Source organism: Lutibacter sp. B1 (assembly GCF_012524075.1).
Classification (GTDB): Bacteria; Bacteroidota; Bacteroidia; order Flavobacteriales; family Flavobacteriaceae; genus Lutibacter.
This window is the reverse complement of sequence record NZ_JAAZUI010000024.1, coordinates 21,419-37,628: the sequence shown is the minus strand read 5'-3', so window position 1 is coordinate 37,628 and position 16,210 is coordinate 21,419. Positions and strand designations below refer to the sequence as shown.

Below are 16,210 nucleotides of genomic sequence, written 5' to 3'. Positions count from 1 at the left end.
TCTCAGTCGGTTCTATCAAAGTATCATCTGCTATTGAAACTGTAATTGGATGACTCTCTTCGGTAGTGCCTGCAAAGGTTAGCGTACCTGATTGTGATTGATAATCATCCTCTGCTATCGCTGTACCATCTGCAGTTTGGTAATCTACACTGAAACCTCCCTGTACATTCCCTGTTAAGGTTACTTGAACTGTCGCTGTACCATCACCTTCGTTAACCGTAATGTCACTGATGGTTAGTCCATTGCCTGCACCTCCTTCATTGTCGGTAATCGTAATTGTGGACGAATTATTAATTGGAGATATTGTAACTAAATTATTTGTACTTAATAGCGTAACAATAACCGTTTCATTTTCTTCAATAATGTCGTCGTCAATAACTTCTACAGGAAGGGTAATTGAAGAGGTATTCGCCGGAATGGTTGCTGTTATACTGGTAGTGGTATTTGTCAAGTCATAATCTGTTTCTTCTGTGGCTGTTCCGCTTACCTCAAAATTAACTACCGTTGCAACACTTACCTGATTGTTCAAACTTAGGGTGAACAATCCATCACTGGCAGGCTCACTCGCATCTGTGGTTTTAACAATACTTAGTTGTGAAGTATCCTCATCTGCAATCGTTACTGTGGCGGTGTCTGGATTTGCAACTTTTACTATTGAATTATCTGAATTCAATAATTTAACAATAACCGTTTCATTTCCTTCTAAAACATCATCGTCGATAACTTCTACAGGAATGGTAATTGAAGAGGTATTGGCAGGAATGGTTACTGTTATACTGGTAGTAGTATTTGTTAAATCATAATCTGTTCCTTCTGTAGCTGTTCCGCTTACCTCAAAAGTAACTACCGTAGGTATTAATATTGCATTTGTGAGAGAAAGTTTAAATTGCCCATTTGTATTAGGTTCACTCGCATTAGGTAAAGTAGCAACTATAGTTACATCAGAACTACAAATTGGATTAGTTAATGTAATATTTTCTGTATGAGTTATGCTACAATTTGTAACGTTATTTTTTACTACAATTTTATATTCACCTTGACTCAAATTATCAAAAACATTTGAAGATTGGTAAGTCAATCCATTATCTATACTGTAAGATAGGTTTTCTCCCGTAGCATTAATAGTTATTGATCCATCATTCAAATTTGGACAAGTTGCAATTGTAGGATCAACTTTAACAACTTGATTAATTATTGGTAAAGCATTAATGGTTACTGTTACCTGTTTAGAAATTAAACAGCCATTAGTATTTTCGAGTAATATATAATAAGTTCCTGAGGTATCAACAACATTAGGATTTGCTAACACATTTTGTAAATTAGAATCGGTATAATACGTAAATGTACCTGAATCACTTCCAGTAGTTATTAAAGAACTTGTTATATCTACTGTATTTGGATAGCAAACTGCAGCCGGATTTGTAATCTCTAATTTTGGCTCTGGATAAGCTGTTATTTCTGTTCTTTTAACAAAAGAAAAACAACCGCTATTTGAATTTACAGTAGTTGTAAAAACACCTTCAACTTTTTGGTTAGACATAATTGTAGGTAAAGTGACAGTACCTTGTAAATCTGTAGTAGTTAAACTTTCGTTTTTAATATTATCAATATAAAATTCCCATAAATATGTATATGTAGAAACTTCAATACAAGAATCATTATCTGTAACGGTGCCTGAGTAATTTATTATATTACTACAACTATCCTGTTCTATATTTTGGACTATAGTTGGGCATGGAACACAAAAACTCGGATTTTCAAAATTCTCAGAAGCTGGCGAGCAATTAGAATTTTCATAATTTAAAGTAGTAGTACTTGAAGCTGTTTTACCACATGCTTCTGAATTAACTTCAACAGTATATTTTAAGGTTACTTCTTCAGAATAAACATAATCTATATTCCAAGTTATTGTTTTATTATTTAAAATATATGACCCATCACTTGCTTGAATAGTTGTTGGAATTAAATTAAATCCATCATCAATTATATCTGTAACCGAAATATCTTTAGCAGCCCAAGATAATTGCCCAAAAATTTGATTATATATACTAGTTAAATTTGCAGCACTATTTGTTTCATTATAACCGCTATTTTGAACACCTTGCATAGTTTCCCTTGCAATTTGTTTTACCGAAGAGTTAGTAATTGCACCTAGCAATGCGATTGAGTAAACATTTGTTGGATAATCTATTCCTCCAGTATTATAATTTTGTGAATTTTCTCCAGAAGTCATTGCTGCATTTGTACAACATGTATGAGTAGTAGGATTACTTGTACATGAGCCACAGTTATATGAACTAGAAGCTCTGTTAGCAATTCCATCTGTTAAAACAATAATTGATCTAATAGTAGAACAATTATGTATACCGTTCGAATTTAACTCATTAGCCGCAAAATCAATTCCTTCAGAAATATTAGTCCAACCTTCAGCATTTAAACCATTTATAATATTTATTAATCCTGTTTTATTACCTGAACTTTGTAATCCTGTATGTGCATTTGCCGTGGTATTATAACTTATGATTCCCACTTTATTTTTTCCAGTAGGATTATTTGATGAACTAAATATGTTATTTATAAAATCTTTTGCTGCTTGTTTAGCGTAATATAATGGTGTATTGCTATCACCAGATATTGAGTTTCCCATACTACCGGATGTATCAATAACTAATATTACTTCTATTGGCTTTTGAGATGCATTTCCTGTAATTGAAAGTTCTACATCAAATTGGTTACATATTTCACCTCCTATAATAGTTTTATTTATAGTTAATGTATTATCTATAATTTGCTGACCAAATGAAAATATTGAGTTAATAAAAACAAATAATATTAAATAAATAACTTTTATATTGTTTTTTGTTTTTGCAGAGAGTAATTTATTTTTCATATCAAATATTTTTTGTTAACACCCTGTTTTTATTGAATTTACAGACTTATTAATGAAATTTATTCACCATCAATAATTTCTGTATTTAAAATTGTACTTACCGAAAATTTTTCGCACTCCTTTGAGGTTATAATCACTTTAGTTTTATTTTTACTTCCAAATTTGGCTTCCTCTGGTACGTTAACTTTTACATAAAATTTAAAAACCTCACCTTTAGCTAATAATATTGAAGAATTTGAATTTTCATTTATTAAAGCTTTTTTTTGGGCTATCTTTTTTAAATTGAAATCTAATAAGTCGTTTTTTAATTTTATCTCATTGTTGTGATTATTGGATTTATTTTCAGCTATCATATTTATAACCTCTATATCGAATGTAGTTTTTTCAGTACCTGTATTAGTTAACAATAGCATATATGATGTGCCTGAAATACCAGCTCTTTTGCTCTTTATATTATCGTGAACATCGAGCTTAGCCTTACATTTTGAATTTTGTGAAAAACTGTTAAATGTATTGGTTGAGATTATAAGAAAGATGAAAATCTTACTTATTAAATACAATAATTTATGTGAAGAGTAATTATTTTCCATAGTATTAATTATTTATAGTAGAATTCAATATACTAGTATGAACTATGAAAGTTCATTAACTTGATTAATTTAAATTACTAATAAATTATATCTAAATAATTTTAGCCTTGATGTTAAAACAAACTGGGGTATTTTTCTTGGGGTGTTTTGTTGGGGTATAATACATTTGATATTGGGGTATATCAATTTTCTGGTAGGGACAGAATATCATACTTTTATGTTAGATATGTTTTTCTTATTGTGGGGAAAAACAAATACTTTTTCAAATATAGTACACTTATTTGTTCACTTTTTAAAAAATTCACTATTAGTAATAAAAAATTAACAAACTGTTAAATTATTTGTATAAAATGCTTAACATATTCTTAAAACACATGGTTTTTTATCATAAATCATTAAAAGTCAATAAGATTATTTAGTGTGAATTCAAATTTTGAAGATAAATATTACTCAATATTTAGTGAATATTAAATTTTTGTAAATTTTAATCAATAACAAAAATATGTAACTTAAATCATTCATAATCTAAACTTTATACCATATATTTAATGCTGTTTTAAAAGTTGATTTATCAAAAAATATATTTACATATTGATTACTGTAGTATTCATCTCATGCAACACAACCATATATATGGTTGATAAAGATATGAATATGCATACAGGAGAAGTATTTCCTATAAAAACAATAACTTTATCTACAACAGAAACGATTAAACAAAAAGTGAATTTTATTGATTCTTACGTTTCTAAAATTGATTATAGAACTAATACTATTGATTATTTTAATATTGAAGAATTATACACCCAAAATGGTAAAAGAACTATATCAATAAATGAATCAAAAAAAGATATAGTATTCAAAAATAATTCTATTGTTAAAGTAAAATATAATGACCATTTATATAATAACTTCATCAAATCAAAAGCATTTTATTACAATAATGATGAGTTAGTTTGTATTAAAGTTTTTGAAATACTACCAAATACTGATAATAAATCAACTTTATATAAAAGAACTATTTATGTTTATGATAATAAACCTATTTTGGATTCTGATTTATTAAACTCAACAAACACTTCAACAGATTTAGTAGTTCTTGGACAAGAATATCTTAAAAACGAATATCAATCATTAAATTAAATATTCAATTTATCTTAAAGTTTCTAATCTAGTTTAGGTAAATTAAAATTATCTAAAACACTCGTTAATTTCATTGCTTCTTCAATTTCTTCAGATTTTCTTGGAGCCATTACCGATAAAATAACCGGCCCATCTTTAGTAATTAAAATATCATCTTCAATTCTAATACCTATTCCCCACCATTTTATATCACAAGGACTTCCTTCGGGAATATAAATTCCGGGTTCAACTGTAATCACCATATTCTCTTTAAACGGCCCATAATTGCTCAAATCGTGAACATCTAAACCTATATGATGTGAAGAACCATGTGGATAATAATTATGTTTTGTGTCTTTTGAAGCAATAATACCTAATTTTGCCAATCCTTCATTAATAATATCTCTTGTTACAGCATGTGATTTTTGTACTGTACTGCCAATTTTAGCTTCTGCAATACCTGCTTCTTGTGCTTTATAAACCAAGTCGTAAATTAATTTTTGTTCAGTTGTGAATTTCCCGTTTGCAGGAATGGTACGCGTAACATCAGCAGTATAACCATGATATTCAGCTCCTAAATCCATTAAAATTAAATTTTTATTCCCTATTTCCGGTTTTGTATTTTCAATATAATGCAAAATACAACCATTATTACCGGCTCCAACTATTGAAGGATATCCTTCATATTCAGCTCCGTATTTTTTATATACAAATTCATGCACTCCTTGAACTTCAAATTCAGACATACCTGGGTGCATTGCTTTCATTATTTCTAATTGACCAATAGCCGAAATTTCAACAGCTTTTTTTAATAATACTAACTCTTCTTTTGTTTTAATTTCACGTAAAGAACCCATTAAAGTTGTAAGCGTTTTATTATCTATTCTCTTTTCAGTTTTATTGTATATTTTATCATTAGCCGGATTTGTTAAATCAACCAAATCAAAAGATACCTTTTCTTTAAACGCTTTAATCAAATCAAATAAATCGGCTTCACTCCTAGTATCTCTAACATCATTTTGAAAATTCTCAAATAATATTTTGTCGAATTTTGAAAAATCAATATCATAGCTTTTAAAATCTTTCCCATTATATGCTACTTTAAACCCTAAATTGTCTTGAGCTCCTTCAACTCCTAATCTTTTCCCGGTCCACATTTCGGCATATTCATTCCGTTCTTGCACAAACAGCACTTCATTAAAAGTATTATCACCAACAGTTTGGTTATCTTTAAAAATTAAGAGCATAGAATGTGGTTCTTTATAGCCTGTCAAATAATAAAAATTCGGATCTTGATGGTACACAAAATCAACATCATTTGCTCTATTTCTAACAGGATTAGCAAAAAATACGGCAACACTGTTCTCTGGTAAAATTTTTCGAAGTTGTTCTCTTCTTTCTTTATGAAATTGTTTATTTAAATAATCTTCTGGTAAATTTTGATTTTGGGGATACATTACCATAACCAAAAAACAAAATAATAATGTTAATATGCTTTTGAACTTCATAATATAATTGTAGATACACTTTATTTAATTCAAATATATAAAAAAGAATATTTTAAGTTCATTATAAAAATGACATTAACAAATAAATAAGAGTATACATGTAAATTAGCTAAAATAAACATATTAAAAAGGTAAATTAATGAAAGGTCAATTATTGATATTTTAGTACTTTAGCATAAAAATAATTTTAAATGAAAAATACTGCTTTAACTCACATTCATGAGTCATTAGGAGCTAAAATGGTGCCTTTTGCAGGTTATAATATGCCGGTACAATATGAAGGTATAAATATTGAACACGAAACTGTAAGAAATGGTGTGGGTGTTTTTGATGTATCTCATATGGGTGAGTTCTTTTTAAAAGGAGAAAATGCTTTAGCATTGATTCAAAAAGTAACTTCAAATGATGCTTCTTTATTACACGATGGAAAAGTTCAATACAGTTGCATGCCAAATGATATTGGCGGAATTGTTGATGATTTGCTAGTTTACAGAATTCAAAATAATGAATATATGCTGGTTGTTAACGCCTCTAATATTGATAAAGATTGGAATTGGATTTCAAAACACAATAATTTAGGTGTAGAAATGACTAATAATTCTGATGAAATTTCTTTACTTGCAGTTCAAGGACCTGATGCTGCTGAAGCATTACAATCTCTTACCAATATTGATTTATATAATATGAAATATTACAAATTTGAAATTGGAACATTTGCCAATATTAAAGATGTAATAGTTTCTGCAACAGGATATACCGGTTCAGGTGGATTCGAAATTTATTTTAAAAATAAAGATGCCGAACATATTTGGAATGCCATTTTTAAAGCCGGCGCTAACTTTAACATTAAACCAATTGGTTTGGCTGCCCGTGATACGCTTAGATTAGAAATGGGATTTTGTTTGTATGGAAATGATATTAACGACTCTACTTCTCCTATTGAAGCAGGTTTAGGATGGATAACCAAATTCACCAAAAATTTTATAAATGCCGATGCTTTAAAAAAACAAAAAGAAGAAGGTGTTACACGTAAATTGGTTGCTTTTGAATTGATTGAAAAAGGAATTCCGCGTCATGGTTACGAAATTGTAAATGTAAATGGTGAACTAATTGGCGAAGTTACCTCCGGCACAATGAGTCCTTCTCTTAAAAAAGGAATTGGCTTGGGTTATGTTACTAAAGCATATTCTAAGCGAGATACTGAAATATTTATCAAGATTCGAAATAAAAATATTCCGGCAGTAACAGTAAAACTTCCATTTTATAAAGGCTAACTATATTTAGGTATTTTACCTATTACGCCTTCATAAAATTTATAAAAGATGTTAAAATCTTCTTCCATATTATCAGTTGTGTAATATGGCTCCGAGATTTTAACTTCTTTATCTTTAAAATTAAATGTCATCATCACAATAGGAACATCAGCACCTTTAGCAATGTAATAAAATCCTGTTTTCCATTTAGTTACCTTTTGTCTTGTTCCTTCAGGAGAAATTGCCAAAATAAATTGTTCTCTGGCATTAAACATTTCAATAATAGATTGCACTTTATTATCGCTTTTACTTCTATCAATGGGTACACCGCCTAACCATTTCAAAATAAACCCAAAAGGTGGCTTAAATAGTGATGCTTTTGCTATGTAATTTGCCGGTACTTTTTCACCCCATTTTATTGCTAATCCTAAAAAGAAATCTTTCCAATGTGTATGTGGAGCTCCAATAAGAACATATTTCTTCACATCTTTTGGAAAACTTCCTACAACTTTCCATCCTAAAATTGTTTTAAAAACAAATTTTGTAAGTAATTTCATAGTGTTGTTAATAACTCGTTTTTTAAAATTAAGTTCTGAGTTATGGCGGCAAATATAAAACTCTTACTTTTATAATCTAATTTTTATTTAGATGAATGACTATATTATTTACGCTTTAATTGTAATTGTCTGTTTAATTATAGGCTATTTTTTAGGGAAGATTTTAACTAAAAATATTTATGAAAAAACAGTTTCGAAATTAGAAGAAAGAAGTAAACTTTTACTTGAAGAAAAAGATGTTACTACAAATAATATCAAATTATTAGAAGAAGATAAAAAGCAATTAACAGAAGCTAAACATCAAATTGATTTATTATACAATCAAAAAGTGTTAGAACTTAAAAATGTTGAAGAAAAACTGCGTGAAAATAAAAATGAAATAGAAAAACTTCAGGAAAAATTTACGAAAGAATTTGAAAATTTAGCCAATAAAATTTTAGAAGAAAAATCATCTAAATTTACAGAGCAAAACAGAGAAAACTTAAAACTAATCCTTAATCCACTTCAAGAAAAAATACAAACTTTTGAGAAAAAAGTTGAAGATACTCAAAAAGAAAGTATTAGCATGCATTCCGCTCTAAAAGAACAACTTTTAGGATTAAAGGATTTAAATCTTCAAATGACCAAAGAAGCAACAAATCTTACAAAAGCTTTAAAAGGAGACAGTAAAACTCAAGGAAATTGGGGCGAACTTGTTCTTGAGCGTGTGTTAGAAAAATCAGGTTTAGAAAAAGACAGAGAGTATTTTGTACAACAAAGTTTTGTTAATGATGAAGGAAAGCGTGTAATGCCCGATGTGGTTATTCATTTACCTGATAACAAAAAAATGATTATAGACTCCAAAGTATCTTTAACCGCCTATGAACATTATATTAATGAAGATGAAGAAACCGAAAAAGAAAAGTATCTAAAAGAACATGTTAATTCTTTAAAACGCCATATAGAACAGTTAAGTGAAAAGAAATATGAAGACATTTACAGAATTGAATCACCCGATTTTGTATTGTTATTCATCCCTGTTGAACCAGCTTTTGCAGTTGCTTTAAATACCGACAATCAGTTATATAATAAAGCATTTGAAAAAAATATTGTAATAGTTACACCTTCTACCCTTTTAGCAACTCTTCGCACAATTGACTCTATGTGGAACAATGAAAAACAACAGCGAAACGCTTTGGAAATTGCTGTTCAGGCAGGAAGATTGTATGATCAATTTGTAAATTTAACCGACGATTTAATTAAGGTTGGAAACCAATTAAAAACAGTACAAAGTACTTATGATAGTTCAATGAAAAAATTAACAGGACAAGGAAACCTTATTAAAAAAGTAGATACAATTAAAAAACTTGGAGCAAAAGCCAGTAAAAATTTTAATGATAAACTATTAGAAAGAGCTCAAGAAGAAGATTAAATTTTTATTTCTAAGCTATATATCAATAAACCCGCAAATTGCGGGTTTTTGAACATTCAGTAAAAATCTTCTAATGATTTTTTAAAACTTTACTTAAAACTTCTTCTTTATCAAGTTTTCTTGTACAGAAATACCAATCTTTACAATCCATATCTTCTTTACCTTCCATTCTGTTTTCAGCAGCACCGCATGAACCTGCAGGACCAATAATAACATCATCTCCAGGTCTCCAATCGGCAGGTGTTGCTACACCAAATTCATCAGCAGCTTGTAATGCTACTACTACTCTATAAATTTCATCAAAATTTCTACCTAAACTCAATGGATAATAAATAATTGTTCTAATTATTCCTTTTGGATCAATAAAAAATACTGCTCTAACCGCTTGAGTTGCAGCTTCATTCGGCTGAATCATACCATATTTTTTAGCTACATTCATGGTAATGTCTTCAATCAAAGGAAATTTAACTTCAACATTTTTCATTCCTCTATATTCAATTTTATCTTTAATTGAACGCAACCAAGCAATATGGCTATATAAACCATCAATAGATAAGCCAACTAATTTACAATTTGCGTTAGCAAACTGTTCTTCCATAGTAGCAAAGGTCATAAACTCTGATGTACAAACAGGTGTAAAATCGGCCGGGTGACTAAATAAAATTACCCACTCACCTTCATAATCTCCAGGAAAATTAATTTCTCCTTGAGTAGTAACAGCTTTAAATTCCGGAGCTTTATCTCCAATTCTTGGCATTGATGTAATTTCTTGTTGTGTTTCCATCTTTTATTTTTTTTAAATTATGATTCAAATTTAGATATTATAAAATCTTGTAATTATAAGTTAAATTGATAAATACTATTAAATAATAAGTTTTAATGATATTGAAATTTTAAAAAATTGATTACCAGTATATTAAATTAAAATATAAAAACGAATGTCTTTCAATAGTGTAACAAAGTGAACATTTGTTAAAACAATTTTACGCTACTAAATTTAATAAAAAAATCCGCAATGGCGGATTTTAAAATGTTATTAAAAGTATAAAATTATAGGTGCTACACAAATAATGGTCTATGGTTCATCATTTCATTTACTTTTTCAGCAATGCTTTCAAGCAGTACTTCATCTTCAAAATTTAAAATAACTTCATCAATTAGATCAACTATAGTTATCATATCATCTTCTTTTAAACCTCTGGTAGTTACTGCTGCAGTACCTACTCTTATTCCTGAAGTTATGAAAGGTGATTTATCATCAAAAGGAACCATATTTTTATTTACTGTAATATCAGCTTTTACCAATGCATTTTCGGCATCTTTACCAGTAATATTTTTGTTACAAAGATCAATTAACATACAATGATTATCTGTACCTCCCGAAATAATTTTATATCCTTTTTTTACAAAAGCTTCAGCCATAGCTGCTGCATTTTTTTTCACTTGAATTTGATAATGTAAAAATTCATCAGTTAAAGCTTCTCCAAAAGCTACAGCTTTAGCAGCAATAACATGCTCTAATGGACCACCTTGATTTCCTGGAAAAACAGAAGAATCAATTAAAGATGACATTTTTTTAAGATTTCCATTTTTTAATTTTAACCCAAACGGATTGTCAAAATCTTTTCCAATCATAATAATACCACCTCTTGGGCCTCGTAAAGTTTTATGAGTTGTTGTAGTAACAAAATGACAATGAGGAATTGGATCATTTAAAATACCTTTAGCTATTAAACCGGCCGGATGTGAAATATCAGCCATTAATAAAGCTCCAACCGAATCTGCTATTACTCTAAAGCGTTTAAAGTCTATATCTCTAGAATACGCTGAAGCACCGGCTATAATTAATTGTGGCTTTTCTTTATCGGCTATTTCTTGAATTTTATCGTAATTTAAAATTTCAGTTTCTTTATCAACACCATAAAAAGACGTTTTATATAATTTACCCGAAAAATTCACAGGTGAACCATGTGTTAAATGCCCACCGTGAGATAAATCAAAACCTAAAATTTTATCTCCGGGCTTTAATACTGCATGGTAAACAGCTGCATTTGCTTGTGAACCTGAATGAGGTTGAACATTAACATACTCAGCTCCAAATAATTCTTTTGCTCTGTCAATTGCAATTTGCTCAACAATATCTACAACTTCACATCCTCCATAATAACGTTTATTAGGATATCCTTCAGCATATTTATTGGTTAAAACAGAACCCGCAGCTTCCATAACCTGTTCACTTACAAAGTTTTCTGAAGCAATTAATTCTAAACCATTTATTTGTCTTTCTTTTTCGTCTTGAATTAAATCAAAGATTATTTGGTCACGTTGCATTATTTAAGTTGTTTTAAATGTTAAAATTCAAGCAAAAATAGTAATTTCATTTTGCAATTAGTAATAAACTTATATATTTGATATTAATATTTAATAACAGTGTTAATCATAATTGGAATATGCAAATAAAAGCAAATGATCCTGATAGAAAATCTTGGTTAAAGGTTGAAAATGGTAGTGATTTTCCCATACAAAATATTCCTTTTGGTGTTTTTATAACAAAAGATGATATAATTACAATTGGAACCAGAATTGGTAATTACGCAATTGATTTAGGAGCCTTTCATCAATTAGGTTATTTTGAAGGAATACCGTTAACTGATGATATTTTTATGCAAGACTCTTTAAATGATTTTATTGCTGACGGAAGAAAAACCTGGCGTTTAGTTCGCAATAGAATTGCTGAAGTATTTGATGCTAAAAATCCGATTTTGCAAAACAATGATAAACACTGTGAAATTATTATTTTTGATATTGATGATGTAGAAATGTTATTACCTATAGATATAGGTGATTTTACAAACTTCTCATCCAGTAAAAAACATGCAACAAACTTAGGTATTCTTTTTAGAGGTGAAGAAAATGCACTTAATCAAAATTGGTTGCACATTCCTGTAGGTTATCATGGTCGTTCATCATCAATTGTTGTTTCAGGAACATCAATTCATCGCCCTTATGGACCAACGTTTCCTGAAAATAAAAGTGAACCTGTTTTTGGCCCGTCTAAATGTTTAGATATGGAAATCGAAACAGCTTTTATTACAACATCTGCAAATAACTTAGGTGAAAGAATTCCAATTGAAGAAGCTGAAGAATATATTTTTGGAGTAGTTTTATTAAACAACTGGAGTGCTTTAGATATTCAAAAATGGGAATACGAACCTTTAGGTCCGTTTTTAGGAAAAAACTTTGCTTCAACAATATCTCCTTGGATAGTAACTTTAGACGCTTTACAACCGTATAGATGTGAAGGACAAAAGCAAGAAATTGTACCTTTCCCTTATTTACAGGAAAAAAGAAATGACAATAGCTACGATATAAAACTTCAAGCATACCTAAAACCTAAAAATGGTGAACTAAATTTAATTAGCGAAACCAATTACAAATACTTATATTGGAGTATGTCGCAACAATTAGCACACCATACAGTTAATGGCTGTAACGTTAGAGCCGGTGATTTAATGAGTTGTGGCACCATTTCAGGACCAACAAAAAAGAGTTACGGAACACTATTAGAATTAACTTGGAATGGGAAAGAGCCTATAGTACTTAATGATGGCAGTACAAGAGTTTCGTTTCAAGATGGTGATACTGTAGTTTTAAAAGGTTTTTGTGAAAATGGCACCACAAAAATAGGTTTTGGAAAATGCGCGGGAAAAATATTACCTCCTTTTAAATATATTCCTTAAAATTAAATAAAGATATTATATCGTAATGTGAAAAATCAGCAATTGATTTACCTTCTTTTATAACCAATAATTGAGGCGATTGATGATGTACACCAAACATTTTACTTATTTCATTTGAAATATCTCTAAAATTCAACAAATCCAAATAATAATACATCATATTTTCAGCTTCTGAATCTATCTTTTTTTCAAATTTTGAAAATACTCCTCTACTTATACCACATCGTGTGCTATGTTTAAAAATTAACACAGGTTTATGTTTGGATTCTCTTACAATATCTTGTAATTGATTTAAATTTGTTAATGCAATTCTGTTCATTGTTAAAATCTTATTTATAAAAGACAAATTGTCTGTAACTCATTAAAAAACAAGACAAAATGACTTTTTTAACTCTTATTTTTCAATTGGAATACTCTTTGAAAGCCCAAAGATAAACACAATAAAATAAAACGTTATGAACTTTAATAAATTTACTATAAAATCACAAGAAGCCATACAAGAAGCACAACAAATTGCGCAAAGTTATGGACATCAACAAATAGAAAATTCGCATATTTTAAAAGGAATATTTGAAATTGACGAAAATGTAACTCCTTTCATTTTAAAAAAATTAGGTGTTAATATTGATTTACTTAAAAGTTTAATTGATAAAACCCTAGAAAGCTATGCAAAAGTTTCCGGTGGAGATGTAATGTTGTCTCGAAATGCTTCAAGAATGTTAAATACAGCTACAATTGAAGCAAAAAATTTAAATGACGAATATGTTTCTATCGAGCATTTACTGTTAGCTATTTTAAATACAAAAGACACTACTTCTCAAATATTAAAAGATCAAGGAGTTACTGAAAAAGGTTTGAAATCAGCTATTTCAGAATTAAGGAAAGGAAGCAATGTAACATCTCAAGGAGCTGAAGATACTTATAATTCTTTAAATAAATATTCTCGTCACTTAAATCAACTGGCAAAAGATGGTAAATTGGACCCGGTAATTGGTCGTGATGAAGAAATTAGAAGAATTCTTCAAATTTTATCTCGTAGAACAAAAAATAATCCTATGTTGGTTGGTGAACCCGGAACAGGTAAAACTGCCATAGCCGAAGGATTAGCACATAGAATTGTTAAAGGTGATGTGCCTGAAAATTTAAAAGAAAAACAAATTTATTCACTCGATATGGGTGCACTTATTGCAGGCGCTAAATATAAAGGTGAATTTGAAGAACGTTTAAAAGCTGTAATAAAAGAAGTAACTTCTTCAAATGGAGAAATTGTACTTTTTATTGATGAAATTCACACGCTGGTTGGAGCCGGTGGCGGTCAAGGAGCTATGGATGCTGCAAATATATTAAAACCTGCTTTAGCTCGTGGAGAGCTTAGAGCTATTGGTGCAACTACATTAGATGAATACCAAAAATATTTTGAAAAAGACAAAGCTTTAGAACGTAGATTTCAAAAAGTATTTGTTGACGAACCTGATACAGAAAGTGCTATTTCAATTTTACGTGGTATTAAAGATAAATACGAAAATCATCATAAAGTACAAATAAAAGATGATGCAATTATAGCAGCTGTAGAACTATCTGAACGTTATATTTCTAACAGATTTTTACCCGATAAAGCAATTGATTTAATGGATGAATCTGCTGCTAAGTTAAGAATGGAGATTAATTCAAAACCTGAAGAATTAGATGTTTTAGATAGAAAAATAATGCAACTCGAAATTGAAATTGAAGCTATTAAACGAGAAAATGATGAAAAAAAATTAGCTAGTTTACGTGAAGAAGTTGCTAATTTAAAAGAAGAACGAAATGAAATAAACGCAAAGTGGACTAGTGAAAAAGAACTGGTAGATAAAGTACAATCCAGTAAAATTGCAATTGAAAACTTTAAACTTGAAGCAGAACGTGCCGAGCGCGATGGTGATTATGGAAAAGTTGCAGAAATTAGATATGGTAAAATAAAACAAGAACAAGAAATTCTTGAAAAACTTCAAAAAGAATTAGCTGAAAACCAAGATTCTGCATTAATTAAAGAGGAAGTAACAAGAGATGATATAGCCGAAGTTGTTGCAAAATGGACAGGAATTCCTGTAAGTAAAATGCTGCAAAGTGAACGTGAAAAACTATTGCATTTAGAAGATGAACTACACAAGAGAGTTATAGGACAAGATGAAGCTATACAAGCTGTTGCCGATGCAGTTAGACGCTCAAGGGCAGGTTTACAGGATTCTAAAAAACCTATTGGCACATTTTTATTTTTAGGTACAACCGGAGTTGGTAAAACAGAACTTGCTAAAGCATTAGCAGAATATTTGTTTGATGATGAGAACTCTATGACTCGAATAGATATGAGTGAATATCAAGAACGTCATGCTGTAAGCCGACTTGTAGGTGCTCCTCCCGGATACGTTGGTTACGATGAAGGAGGCCAATTAACTGAAGCCGTTAGAAGAAAGCCTTATTCTGTAGTGTTATTAGACGAAATAGAAAAAGCACATCCAGATACCTTCAATATACTTTTACAGGTACTTGATGAAGGTAGATTAACTGACAATAAAGGTCGCATAGCAGATTTTAGAAATACAATCATTATCATGACATCTAATATGGGATCTCATATCATTCAGGAAAAATTTGAAAATATAGATATGGCTAAACGTGACCTGATAAATGAAGTTACTAAAGTTGAGGTAGTTGGATTACTAAGACAAACAATAAGACCTGAGTTTTTGAATAGAATTGATGAAATAATTATGTTTACACCTTTAAATAAATCGGAAATTATTCAAATTGTTAAACTTCAATTAAATGGATTATCTAAAATGTTGTTGGAAAAAGATATTCATATCAGTTACACAAATGAATTAATAGATTCGCTTGCAAATAAAGGATATGATCCTCAATTTGGAGCAAGACCTGTTAAAAGAGTTATTCAAAAAGAGGTTTTAAATGAATTATCTAAAGAAATACTTTCCGGAAAAATAACTTCGACAAGCAATATTCTATTAGATGCTTTTGATGATAAAATTGTTTTTCGAAATAAGTAAATTAGGATAAAATAAACTTAAACACCTTCACAAAAATGTAGAAGGTGTTTTTTTATAAAAATTTCTATTGTTTTTGAAACTAAAATTTTCTATTT

The 16,210-nt window shown here is 29.5% G+C and carries 12 protein-coding genes; 5 read left to right on the top strand and 7 right to left on the bottom strand.

From position 1 onward, the window contains the following. Positions 1 to 2,890 (bottom strand): Calx-beta domain-containing protein (locus HGB55_RS12895; RefSeq protein ID WP_168817302.1); only part of this gene is annotated, 2,890 nt, incomplete at its 3' end. A 59-nt stretch (positions 2,891 to 2,949) separates the two neighbouring features. Next, positions 2,950 to 3,480, bottom strand: a complete 531-nt coding sequence (locus HGB55_RS12890; protein WP_168817301.1) for a hypothetical protein — start codon at positions 3,478 to 3,480, stop codon at positions 2,950 to 2,952. 591 nt (positions 3,481 to 4,071) lie between these two features. Between HGB55_RS12890 and HGB55_RS12885 the strand changes: the two genes are divergently transcribed. Continuing rightward, complete coding sequence (locus HGB55_RS12885; RefSeq protein ID WP_168817300.1) at positions 4,072 to 4,623, top strand: hypothetical protein; 552 nt, start codon at positions 4,072 to 4,074, stop codon at positions 4,621 to 4,623. A 23-nt stretch (positions 4,624 to 4,646) separates the two neighbouring features. Here the strand turns inward: HGB55_RS12885 and HGB55_RS12880 are convergent, their stop codons facing one another. Then, positions 4,647 to 6,110, bottom strand: coding sequence for an aminopeptidase P N-terminal domain-containing protein (locus tag HGB55_RS12880; protein ID WP_168817299.1), 1,464 nt, complete (start codon positions 6,108 to 6,110; stop codon positions 4,647 to 4,649). Between the two features lie 191 nt (positions 6,111 to 6,301). Between HGB55_RS12880 and gcvT the strand changes: the two genes are divergently transcribed. Beyond that, the gene (gene gcvT / locus HGB55_RS12875; RefSeq protein WP_168817298.1) at positions 6,302 to 7,384 is read left to right on the top strand and encodes a glycine cleavage system aminomethyltransferase GcvT; all 1,083 of its coding nucleotides are present in this window, start codon (positions 6,302 to 6,304) and stop codon (positions 7,382 to 7,384) included. Here the strand turns inward: gcvT and HGB55_RS12870 are convergent. Next, positions 7,381 to 7,920, bottom strand: coding sequence for a 1-acyl-sn-glycerol-3-phosphate acyltransferase (locus HGB55_RS12870; protein WP_168817297.1), 540 nt, complete (start codon positions 7,918 to 7,920; stop codon positions 7,381 to 7,383). The genes gcvT and HGB55_RS12870 overlap by 4 nt on opposite strands. A gap of 91 nt (positions 7,921 to 8,011) precedes the next feature. Between HGB55_RS12870 and rmuC the strand changes: the two genes are divergently transcribed. Beyond that, positions 8,012 to 9,331, top strand: coding sequence for a DNA recombination protein RmuC (gene rmuC, locus HGB55_RS12865; protein ID WP_168817296.1), 1,320 nt, complete (start codon positions 8,012 to 8,014; stop codon positions 9,329 to 9,331). 70 nt (positions 9,332 to 9,401) lie between these two features. On the opposite strand, the gene HGB55_RS12860 is transcribed toward rmuC, so the two are convergent. Both HGB55_RS12860 and glyA read right to left on the bottom strand, forming a co-directional pair. After that, on the bottom strand, positions 9,402 to 10,115 hold the full coding sequence (locus HGB55_RS12860; RefSeq protein ID WP_168817295.1) for a peroxiredoxin: 714 nt from the start codon (positions 10,113 to 10,115) through the stop codon (positions 9,402 to 9,404). A 275-nt stretch (positions 10,116 to 10,390) separates the two neighbouring features. Next, complete coding sequence (glyA, locus tag HGB55_RS12855) at positions 10,391 to 11,662, bottom strand: serine hydroxymethyltransferase (RefSeq protein ID WP_168817294.1); 1,272 nt, start codon at positions 11,660 to 11,662, stop codon at positions 10,391 to 10,393. A gap of 119 nt (positions 11,663 to 11,781) precedes the next feature. Here glyA and fahA point away from each other — a divergent pair, with 119 nt between their 5' ends. Continuing rightward, positions 11,782 to 13,071: a fumarylacetoacetase gene (gene fahA / locus HGB55_RS12850; RefSeq protein WP_168817293.1), complete on the top strand. Its 1,290-nt coding sequence runs from the start codon at positions 11,782 to 11,784 to the stop codon at positions 13,069 to 13,071. On the opposite strand, the gene ytxJ is transcribed toward fahA, so the two are convergent. Further along, positions 13,055 to 13,390: a bacillithiol system redox-active protein YtxJ gene (gene ytxJ, locus HGB55_RS12845; protein WP_168817292.1), complete on the bottom strand. Its 336-nt coding sequence runs from the start codon at positions 13,388 to 13,390 to the stop codon at positions 13,055 to 13,057. The two genes, fahA and ytxJ, sit on opposite strands and share 17 nt — an antisense overlap. Positions 13,391 to 13,526: 136 nt before the next feature. Here ytxJ and clpB point away from each other — a divergent pair, with 136 nt between their 5' ends. Next, positions 13,527 to 16,115 (top strand): ATP-dependent chaperone ClpB, encoded by a 2,589-nt coding sequence (gene clpB / locus HGB55_RS12840; RefSeq protein ID WP_168817291.1) that lies wholly within the window; start codon positions 13,527 to 13,529, stop codon positions 16,113 to 16,115. The last annotated feature ends 95 nt before the right edge of the window (positions 16,116 to 16,210 follow it).

What these genes read in the sequence shown, in the direction of transcription:
- gcvT (WP_168817298.1), top strand. Translation starts at nt 6,302, where the DNA reads ATGAAAAATACTGCTTTAACTCACATTCATGAGTCATTAGGAGCTAAA.
- glyA (WP_168817294.1), bottom strand. Translation starts at nt 11,662, where the DNA reads ATGCAACGTGACCAAATAATCTTTGATTTAATTCAAGACGAAAAAGAA.
- HGB55_RS12860 (WP_168817295.1), bottom strand. Translation starts at nt 10,115, where the DNA reads ATGGAAACACAACAAGAAATTACATCAATGCCAAGAATTGGAGATAAA.
- ytxJ (WP_168817292.1), bottom strand. Translation starts at nt 13,390, where the DNA reads ATGAACAGAATTGCATTAACAAATTTAAATCAATTACAAGATATTGTA.
- clpB (WP_168817291.1), top strand. Translation starts at nt 13,527, where the DNA reads ATGAACTTTAATAAATTTACTATAAAATCACAAGAAGCCATACAAGAA.
- HGB55_RS12870 (WP_168817297.1), bottom strand. Translation starts at nt 7,920, where the DNA reads ATGAAATTACTTACAAAATTTGTTTTTAAAACAATTTTAGGATGGAAA.
- rmuC (WP_168817296.1), top strand. Translation starts at nt 8,012, where the DNA reads ATGAATGACTATATTATTTACGCTTTAATTGTAATTGTCTGTTTAATT.
- HGB55_RS12880 (WP_168817299.1), bottom strand. Translation starts at nt 6,110, where the DNA reads ATGAAGTTCAAAAGCATATTAACATTATTATTTTGTTTTTTGGTTATG.
- HGB55_RS12890 (WP_168817301.1), bottom strand. Translation starts at nt 3,480, where the DNA reads ATGGAAAATAATTACTCTTCACATAAATTATTGTATTTAATAAGTAAG.
- fahA (WP_168817293.1), top strand. Translation starts at nt 11,782, where the DNA reads ATGCAAATAAAAGCAAATGATCCTGATAGAAAATCTTGGTTAAAGGTT.